The organism is Bacillus sp. sid0103 (genome assembly GCF_019219025.1).
Genome location: NZ_JAHUWN010000011.1, coordinates 189413 through 197903, shown reverse-complemented (window position 1 = coordinate 197903; position 8491 = coordinate 189413). Strand labels below are relative to the sequence as shown.

Genomic DNA, 8491 nt, shown 5'->3' with positions numbered 1-8491 from the left:
CCGAAACCGACTTTCAGCTTTTCCTCATGAGAGAAAAAGGATTATCCGGTATTAGCACCGGTTTCCCGGTGTTATCCCAGTCTTACAGGCAGGTTGCCCACGTGTTACTCACCCGTCCGCCGCTAACTAACAGGAGCAAGCTCCTATTGGTTCGCTCGACTTGCATGTATTAGGCACGCCGCCAGCGTTCGTCCTGAGCCAGGATCAAACTCTCCAAGAAAGTTGATTAGCTCATTTGTTACGTTGGCTTAGCTTCAATTAAGAAACTAAAATTTATTGTTTGTTTCACGTCTTGTTTGTTTAGTTTTCAAAGAACAATTTTGCTGTCGCTCGTAAGCGACTTTAATAATATAACATGAGACATTTATTAATGTCAACAACTTTTTAACCGTCACTTACGAAAACATTTTGTGTTTGTCTCGCAGCGACGGTTATTAATATACCAAGTATTCTCGAAAAGGTCAATACGTTTTATTGTTTTTTTACGATAATTTTTTATTAAGCCGATAACCCCTGTGATAAACGCCTTGACCTTTCGTTTCTATATTCACTACATCTATAAAATGCTTTTCAATTAAATACTCGAGTAATACACCCAAGTCAACTGAGTAAGGGAGCAATTCTTGTTCACTCATAATTTCATTGAATAACCAAACATCTTTACTGCTAAGTATTTCCAAAAAATGAACTGTCCCCATTTTAGTTCTCGAATGGATCATAAACTCACTTGCTAGGAACAGTAGTTCTAGTCTTTTTTCAAGTGTTTCTTCACTATACACAAGTTCTTCGTATAATTTATAAATTTCAGGCTCTATTTGTTTTACTTGATGCCAAACCGTTAGTTCTGGATGAAGTCCATTTTCTAATACCGCTAACCTTGCAAGATGATGAAGAGAATGAACCACATGATTGTATGCATCTAAAAACTGATGACCTTCAAACAATGCTTTGCCATCCACATAGCGCCGAATTAATTTCGCAAATTCTAAACCCATTTTTATTTTGCGCCCGTTAAAAGGAAAATCACGCAATTCCGTTTTTAAATTGGCCACATATTCGTTCCGATCAAAAATAATCTTGGCCTCATGAAGCCATTCAAATATTTTTCGATTCGTACCTAATAACAACCACTCATGCAGCCTCTCTTCAGTAATGATGTGCATCGCTGCCTTTTTATCGTTATAGGTATAGTGCTTAATAAAATGAGGCTGGTCCGCTTCTTTAACAAGGACCAGCAGGATTTCATCAAATGAATCTGTTATATGGCTTAACATCTGTTTTTTTTGCACCATCAATACTCCAAGGGTATTTAATTGACTCGCCCTTTCTTGATATATAGGCCGAAGGATGTCTTCCATCTATCATTCCTCCAATTTTTTCAGGTAGCAATATAACTTCGACAATGAAAACAAATCTCCTTCTTATTTTACAGACAAATTTCGACATTCTTCAACCTTGCTTTTTCCTTCTTACCATAATTATGGTATAGTTTCTCTAGGAGGGAGTAACATGGCAAGATATTCAAGTAAAATAAATAAAATTCGTACCTTTGCATTATCTTTAATTTTCATTGGTTTCATTGTTATGTATGTTGGTATCTTTTTTCGAACTTCACCACTTATTATGACCATTTTTATGATTTTGGGCCTTCTTTTTATTATCGCTAGTACAATTGTTTATTTTTGGATTGGAATGCTATCAACAAAAACAATCCAAGTAAAATGTCCTACCTGTGGAAGGCATACTAAAATGCTCGGTCGAGTGGATATGTGTATGTATTGTCGAGAACCATTAACCCTTGATCCTAATCTAGTAGGCAAGGAATTCAATGAGTCCTATAATAAGAATTCAGAAAAATAAAAAGAGGGAGACTTAAACCAATTTGCTTAAAAGCTGCTGTGGTTTAAGTCTTCCTCCTTTATTTACAGCAAAAAGCTGATTCATTTTGGAATCAGCTAACTTCTAGTTAATGAACTTCTTTACTAGCACATTCTGGACAAGAACCATAGATTTCCATCCGGTGAAACTCGACCTTGAACCCTGTTACATGGGAGGCTAAGTGCTCCACTTCATCTAAACCAGGATAAAGAAAGTCAACTATTTTCCCACAATTTTCACAAATAACATGATAATGATGAGTTGTTACAAAGTCAAAACGGCTTGAGGAATCACCAAAGGTCAATTCCTTAACAAGGCCTACTTCACGAAATACTCTTAAATTATTGTAAACTGTTGCCACACTCATATTTGGAAATTTCCCCTCAAGGGCTTTATAAATATCATCCGCAGTAGGATGTGACATCGAGTTTATTAAATATTCAAGTATCGCATGACGTTGCGGAGTAATTCGTACTCCTGTTTCTTTTAAGGTATCCAACGCTTCTTTTAACTGATTCATCGCCATGCACCTTCTTTCTAAAAAATATTATTACTTTATAATTGTTATAATTAATTTTACTAGGACATTTGTACTTTTGTCAATATTGTTATCTCATCAATAGGATTGTTCATTACCCTTTTCCATGTAATGTTTGTTCATTTGCACCTAATTGATCATTCACAAAGCGCGCCGTTACAAATAATAAGTCGGATAGTCGATTTAAATAAGCTAATACCAGCGGATTTACATCTTCACCTATAGAAACCGCACATCTTTCTGCCCTCCTTGCTATTGTTCGAGCGACATGGAAAGCAGCCCCAGCAGGGTGTCCGCTGGGCAAAATAAAATTGGTTAACTCTGGAAGTGAGTCATTCCAGTCATCAATCTGCTTTTCCAGTTCATTTACATCAGAAACAGACAGTGCCCACTTTACTTCCTTCCCTTTTGGTGTAGCCAACTCTGCTCCAACATGAAAGAGATTTGTTTGTATTTTATGATAAATGTTATCAATTATTTCTTTCCCTTGAAAATTTTCCTTATATAAATAGCTAAGGGCAAGGCCAATCATTGAGTTTGTTTCATCACAAGTCCCGTATGCCTCGACCCGCAAGTCATTCTTGGGTACTCTTTTTCCGTAAATAAGTGAAGTTGTTCCTTTATCGCCTGTCTTTGTATAAATTTTCATTTTGATCCCCCTGTAAGAATGCTAGAAAGAACCACATCATATCTAAATCTATCCTTTTTTTCATCATATCACCTGTATATATATTTAGAAAACGCGAATTATAGAAATCATTCCATAAAAAAAAGGGCCACTATGGACCCAAAAGTTATCTGAGGAGGTATGCCCTAATAAAATGATATTCATTCTGATGTTTCTTGCATTGGACAAATGCCTTTGCTTGATAAAATAGGCTTCAGTAAGAAATCAGCTCAACTGCTCCTTTATGTACGCTAAAGCTTCATCAACATGGCCTTTGACTTTGACATTTCTCCATTCTTTAACAAGTTTCCCTTCCTTATCAATAATAAAGGTAGATCTTTCAATCCCCATATATTCTTTACCAAAGTTTTTCTTTAACTTCCAAACTCCAAAAGCTTCCGATAACTGATGTTCTGTATCTGCTAATAAGAGAAAAGGCAATCCATATTTCTCTACGAATTTCTGATGACGGTCAACCGGGTCAGGACTTACTCCCAAAATTACAGCATCCACTTCTGTAAATTGTTGAATTTGATCCCGAAAATCACAAGCTTCTGTGGTGCAGCCTGGTGTCATATCTTTTGGGTAAAAATATAAAACCACATTGGTGCCCTTAAAATTTGAAAGATTTACTTTCTCGCCATTATTTGCTTTCAACTCAAAATTTGGTACTTGCATCCCAATATCAATAGTCATCTTATACCACTCCCACTTTAATTATTCTAAGATGTAAGCGTAACAAAATTTATGTTTATAAAACAACTATCCAGCACCACTAGCCTATTTTTCCCGGTCAAACATCACACGAGCTACAAATGCTGCTGGTAAAGTATAACCAATTAACGCCTCTGTGACGGTAATGACCCTTCCTAAGCCATGTGGAATCACATCACCATTTCCAACTGAAAATAAGGTCATCGCACTAAAGTAAAAACTAGTTTCAAAAATATTCTTGGTGTCTTGATTATTTACCTCCACAAGTAAAGACATGCCGACTAACTCAAAAAGTAAATAAATTAGACCAAAACCAATGATGACGGTCAAATACACAGAGCCTAAATACAAAAAATTATCAATCGATACTAATTTACCCCTAAGGGTATTTGGAATAAAAAGCGTTCGCAAGCTCATGAAAATGCAAAAAATCACGATTGGAAGCAAGAAAAAAATCACATCAAACCACCTCTAAGTTAAGCTTCTGGTAGTTTATTTCTATGCTTGCTTGGACAATAAAATATCAAATTCTAGTTAATTGCCTGCCCCTCTATATTTTTTAACACCTTGATTCCAAACCATCACAGAAATCACGAAGAAACTAACGCCAATCACTGGCGTTAAAAATGAGTACAAGTACCATTCTTTTTTACCAAGGAAAAAGGAAGCAGGGTAGACACCAACAAACGCAAATGGTAACAACCAGGTTAAGACGAAGCGGATAAGTTTATTGTAGATATTTACTGGGTAACGACCATAGTTACTAATATTGTACATCATAGGCATTAGAGACGTACGAGCGTCTGCCCAAAAACTGATGCAGGCAATCATGATGAATACTCCACCATACACTAGGGCCCCACCGATGACAAACAGGATAAATAAAAACGGGTCGAACCAATGTATGCTAAGGTTCAGGCGATTTCCAGCATAAAACATGATAGCAAGTCCAGTAACTGCCCCTAACAAGGACTCTAGTTCAATCCTCTCCAGAATAATTTGAAAGAGACTGTGGATGGGTCTAGTTAAGATACGATCTAACTCCCCCTTTACGATATAGCGCTCATTAAAATCCCATATGTTAAAAAAGGCAGAAAAGACAGCAGATGGGACGAGAAAAAATCCATAAATAAAAATGATTTCATCTCTAGTCCAGCCATTGAGTAAATTGGTATGTCCAAAGACAACTAAGATAAAAATAAAATTAATGGCCTGTGATAATAGATCAGAGAAAAACTCAACAAAAATATCGGCTCGGTATTGTAGTCTTGTTTTTAAATATTGAGATAGGTATTGAAAAAACATTGAAAAATAAAACAACTCTTACCCTCCTTGAATAATCAGTTGTTTCTTTGCCAAGCTCCAAAGTAATTGGATTGGAAAAAATAAAAGAATGACCCAAACAAATTGTTGAGTAATGGCATCGATAGCTTGTGAATGAGTAAAACCTTTGGTAACGATCATACTCGGAAAATAACTGATTCCTTGAAAGGGAAGATACTTCATTACATCTTGAGCCCAGCCGGGAAAAAAGCTAATCGGCAACAGCAATCCAGAAAATAAATCAATGACGACACGTTTCGCTCGAATAAGCCCAGCATTATTATATAAGAAGAAAGTAGTAATCCCTGTTAATAAATTCAACTCTGTATTAATAAAAAAACTCAACAAAATGGAAATGGCAAACAAGCTCCAGACACTCAGATCCCATGTAAATTCTACCGGGAAGACGAAATAAACAATGATTAGCCCAGGAGCCGAAAAAAAGAATAGCCGGAAAATTCCTTCCCCAAGACCTTGCATAATTTTCATCCCCAGGTAATTGTAGGGCCTAATTAATTCAACCGCCACTTTACCCTCCATAATTTCCAGAGCCATTTCTCGGTCGAGATTGTTAAAGTAAAATGCCCGAGCCATCCAAGAAACAGCAACATATGTAGTCATTTGCGTGACTGAAAGTCCAACAATTTGTTCTTTATTCCCATAAATTGCAGACCATAGAAAATAATAGGCACCGATGTTAATACTATAGATTAGAATTCCAGTGTAATAATTGGTTCGGTATGCCAGCATCATTAGAAAGCGGATTCTAATCATCTCAAGGTATTTATCCACTTATACTGCACCCTTTTCATAAATATTTCGAATAATTTCTTCCGTTGACGTTTCATTTATTTTGATATCTTTGATTTTAAATGCCGCTACCACTTTAGCTATGGTCTGCGAAATAAGTTCATCATTATCCTCCAGTGCAGCTGTAAAGACTTGCTCCTTTTCGTCTAGTTCCCACTTTACCGGCATTCCACTGGTAAGATTTTTCACCGCAGCAATTTCAACATGTTCAAGAAACTGAAACTGGAGCTCTTTCCCTTCTCCCCACTTCTCCTGAAGATTCTTTAGCGCACCATCATAAATGACCTTGCCTTCATCTAACATGATTACGCGCTCGCATAATGCCTCAATATCTGTTAAATCATGTGTCGTTAAAAGGATTGTGGTCTGATATTTCTCGTTAATTTCTTTTAAAAAATCACGAATTTTCAGCTTCACGAGCACATCTAATCCAATTGTCGGTTCATCCAAAAACAATAAAGGCGGATTGTGAATCAGTGCTGCAGCAAGCTCACATCTCATTCTCTGACCCAGCGATAATTTTCGTACTGGCTTATCTAAAAGTGGTTCAATATCTAATGTGTGAATCACATGATTCATGTGGCTGTTATAATCTGCATCTGATACCTTGTACACCTTCTTCAACAGACGGAAAGATTCTTGAACGGCGATATCCCACCATAATTGGGAACGCTGTCCGAAAACAACGCCAATGGTTTGGACAAATTTCTCCCGCTCTTTATGCGGATTCATTCCGTTTACCAAGATATCTCCGGCTGAAGGAGTTAAAATTCCCGTCAGCATTTTAATGGTTGTAGATTTCCCAGCGCCATTTTCACCGATATACCCTACCATTTCACCTTTTTTTACGGTGAAATTAATATCATTAACAGCAGGAACAATTTTATAATTCCTTGTTAATAAATCCCTAAATGCTCCTTTTAATCCTGTTCGGCTGGAATATGCCTTAAATTCTTTTCGTAAATTATTGACCTCAATTACATTTTTCATTTTCTCCCCCCGAAACACTGACCTAAAGAAATAGTTTAGCCAAATAAGGTTGATAAAACAACCAGCATGCATTTCAGCAAAAAATCGGAATTGTGAAAACAGACAAAAGTCTTCTAAAAAAGTGCTAAAATGGGATAGAACTAATTGAGGGAGGAAAAAATATGAAATTTATTAATTCAGAGAGATTACATAATGAAGCACTCGAACATATTGTGGGCGGAGTTAACAGCCCATCACGTTCCTATAAGGCCGTCGGGGGTGGTGCACCGGTTGTCATGGAACGTGCACAAGGTGCATACTTCTGGGATGTCGACGGAAATCAGTACATTGATTATTTAGCCGCCTATGGGCCGATTATCACTGGTCATGCCCATCCACATATTACTGAAGCAATAAAACGCGCAGCAGAAAGTGGTGTCCTATTTGGAACTCCAACACCACATGAAGTAAAATTTGCAAAAATGTTAAAAGAAGCAATTCCATCTATGGATAAAGTCCGTTTTGTAAACTCTGGGACAGAGGCAGTTATGACAACAATCCGCGTTGCTCGAGCCTTTACGGGCAGAGATAAAATTATTAAATTTGCTGGCTGCTATCATGGTCACTCTGACCTCGTCCTTGTGGCAGCCGGCTCAGGCCCATCTACTCTAGGTACCCCGGATTCTGCTGGTGTTCCAAAAAGCATCGCACAAGAAGTAATTACTGTACCCTTTAATGATATAGAACCTTTTAAAGAAGCTTTAGCGAAATGGGGCGACCAAATCGCCGCTGTATTAGTGGAACCCATCGTAGGAAACTTTGGGATTGTGGAACCAAACCCAGGTTTTCTGCAACAGGTCAATGACTTAACCCATGAAGCTGGTGCGCTAGTGATTTACGATGAGGTGATTACAGCATTTCGTTTTATGTACGGTGGTGCTCAGAATTTAGTAGGAGTTGAACCAGATTTAACGGTCCTCGGTAAAATAATTGGAGGCGGCCTGCCAATCGGGGCCTACGGCGGACGGAAAGAAATTATGGAAACAGTTGCCCCGCTTGGACCTGCCTATCAAGCAGGAACGATGGCAGGAAACCCAGCTTCCATCCTTTCTGGAATTGCTTGTCTTGAAGTGCTTAAACAAGACGGAATTTATGAATACTTAGACCGATTAGGTGCCATTCTCGAAGAGGGGATCTTAGAGGCTGCTAAAGAAAATAATATTGATATAACAATTAATCGTTTGAAAGGTGCATTAACTGTTTATTTTACAAACGAAAAAGTAGAAAACTACGCACAGGCAGAAAATACGGACGGAGAGAATTTCGCAAAGTTCTTTAAGCACATGCTCCACCAAGGAATAAATCTGGCTCCATCCAAATATGAAGCATGGTTTTTGACTATCGCTCATACAGAAGAGGATGTTGAAGCTACTTTACATGCTGTAAGAAATGCATTTTCCTTACTATCAAACGAATAAATATACAGTTTTTATGCACAAAAGGAAGTGGAAATCACTTCCTTTTATCTTTGAAAATTAATTGAAAACGTTTACAATAGTATATTCCCTCATTTATCCAACGCCTTTTAACCA

The 8491-nt window shown here is 37.5% G+C and carries 10 protein-coding genes and 1 rRNA gene; 2 read left to right on the top strand and 9 right to left on the bottom strand.

What is annotated here, in order from left to right; all coding sequences use genetic code 11:
- Both KW850_RS14375 and KW850_RS14370 read right to left on the bottom strand, forming a co-directional pair.
- Nucleotides 1–220 (bottom strand): 16S ribosomal RNA (locus KW850_RS14375); the annotation flags it as partial.
- A 262-nt stretch (nucleotides 221–482) separates the two neighbouring features.
- Nucleotides 483–1358: a nucleotidyltransferase-like protein gene (locus KW850_RS14370; protein ID WP_218348258.1), complete on the bottom strand. Its 876-nt coding sequence runs from the start codon at nucleotides 1356–1358 to the stop codon at nucleotides 483–485.
- 151 nt (nucleotides 1359–1509) lie between these two features.
- Here KW850_RS14370 and KW850_RS14365 point away from each other — a divergent pair, with 151 nt between their 5' ends.
- Nucleotides 1510–1860 carry a YgzB family protein gene (locus KW850_RS14365; protein WP_218348257.1) on the top strand — a complete coding sequence of 117 codons (351 nt, stop codon included), beginning with the start codon at nucleotides 1510–1512 and terminating at the stop codon, nucleotides 1858–1860.
- A 106-nt stretch (nucleotides 1861–1966) separates the two neighbouring features.
- Here the strand turns inward: KW850_RS14365 and perR are convergent, their stop codons facing one another.
- The 7 genes from perR to KW850_RS14330 form a co-directional block, all read right to left on the bottom strand.
- Nucleotides 1967–2404: a peroxide-responsive transcriptional repressor PerR gene (gene perR, locus KW850_RS14360; RefSeq protein ID WP_218348256.1), complete on the bottom strand. Its 438-nt coding sequence runs from the start codon at nucleotides 2402–2404 to the stop codon at nucleotides 1967–1969.
- A 106-nt stretch (nucleotides 2405–2510) separates the two neighbouring features.
- Complete coding sequence (locus KW850_RS14355; RefSeq protein ID WP_218348255.1) at nucleotides 2511–3065, bottom strand: cob(I)yrinic acid a,c-diamide adenosyltransferase; 555 nt, start codon at nucleotides 3063–3065, stop codon at nucleotides 2511–2513.
- A gap of 243 nt (nucleotides 3066–3308) precedes the next feature.
- Nucleotides 3309–3779: a thioredoxin-dependent thiol peroxidase gene (gene bcp / locus KW850_RS14350; RefSeq protein ID WP_218348254.1), complete on the bottom strand. Its 471-nt coding sequence runs from the start codon at nucleotides 3777–3779 to the stop codon at nucleotides 3309–3311.
- A gap of 84 nt (nucleotides 3780–3863) precedes the next feature.
- Nucleotides 3864–4256, bottom strand: coding sequence for an ion channel (locus KW850_RS14345; protein WP_218348253.1), 393 nt, complete (start codon nucleotides 4254–4256; stop codon nucleotides 3864–3866).
- Between the two features lie 75 nt (nucleotides 4257–4331).
- The gene (locus tag KW850_RS14340) at nucleotides 4332–5117 is read right to left on the bottom strand and encodes an ABC transporter permease (protein ID WP_218348252.1); all 786 of its coding nucleotides are present in this window, start codon (nucleotides 5115–5117) and stop codon (nucleotides 4332–4334) included.
- Nucleotides 5118–5120: 3 nt separating this feature from the next.
- Nucleotides 5121–5912 carry an ABC transporter permease gene (locus KW850_RS14335; protein WP_218348251.1) on the bottom strand — a complete coding sequence of 264 codons (792 nt, stop codon included), beginning with the start codon at nucleotides 5910–5912 and terminating at the stop codon, nucleotides 5121–5123.
- Nucleotides 5913–6920, bottom strand: a complete 1008-nt coding sequence (locus tag KW850_RS14330; protein WP_218348250.1) for an ABC transporter ATP-binding protein — start codon at nucleotides 6918–6920, stop codon at nucleotides 5913–5915.
- Between the two features lie 161 nt (nucleotides 6921–7081).
- Here KW850_RS14330 and KW850_RS14325 point away from each other — a divergent pair, with 161 nt between their 5' ends.
- Nucleotides 7082–8377, top strand: coding sequence for a glutamate-1-semialdehyde 2,1-aminomutase (locus tag KW850_RS14325; RefSeq protein WP_218348249.1), 1296 nt, complete (start codon nucleotides 7082–7084; stop codon nucleotides 8375–8377).
- Nucleotides 8378–8491: the final 114 nt, after the last annotated feature.

Excerpts from the sequence above, each read along its gene's own strand:
- KW850_RS14370 (WP_218348258.1), bottom strand. The coding sequence starts at position 1,358 with ATGGAAGACATCCTTCGGCCTATATATCAAGAAAGGGCGAGTCAATTA.
- KW850_RS14365 (WP_218348257.1), top strand. The coding sequence starts at position 1,510 with ATGGCAAGATATTCAAGTAAAATAAATAAAATTCGTACCTTTGCATTA.
- perR (WP_218348256.1), bottom strand. The coding sequence starts at position 2,404 with ATGGCGATGAATCAGTTAAAAGAAGCGTTGGATACCTTAAAAGAAACA.
- KW850_RS14355 (WP_218348255.1), bottom strand. The coding sequence starts at position 3,065 with ATGAAAATTTATACAAAGACAGGCGATAAAGGAACAACTTCACTTATT.
- bcp (WP_218348254.1), bottom strand. The coding sequence starts at position 3,779 with ATGACTATTGATATTGGGATGCAAGTACCAAATTTTGAGTTGAAAGCA.
- KW850_RS14330 (WP_218348250.1), bottom strand. The coding sequence starts at position 6,920 with ATGAAAAATGTAATTGAGGTCAATAATTTACGAAAAGAATTTAAGGCA.
- KW850_RS14325 (WP_218348249.1), top strand. The coding sequence starts at position 7,082 with ATGAAATTTATTAATTCAGAGAGATTACATAATGAAGCACTCGAACAT.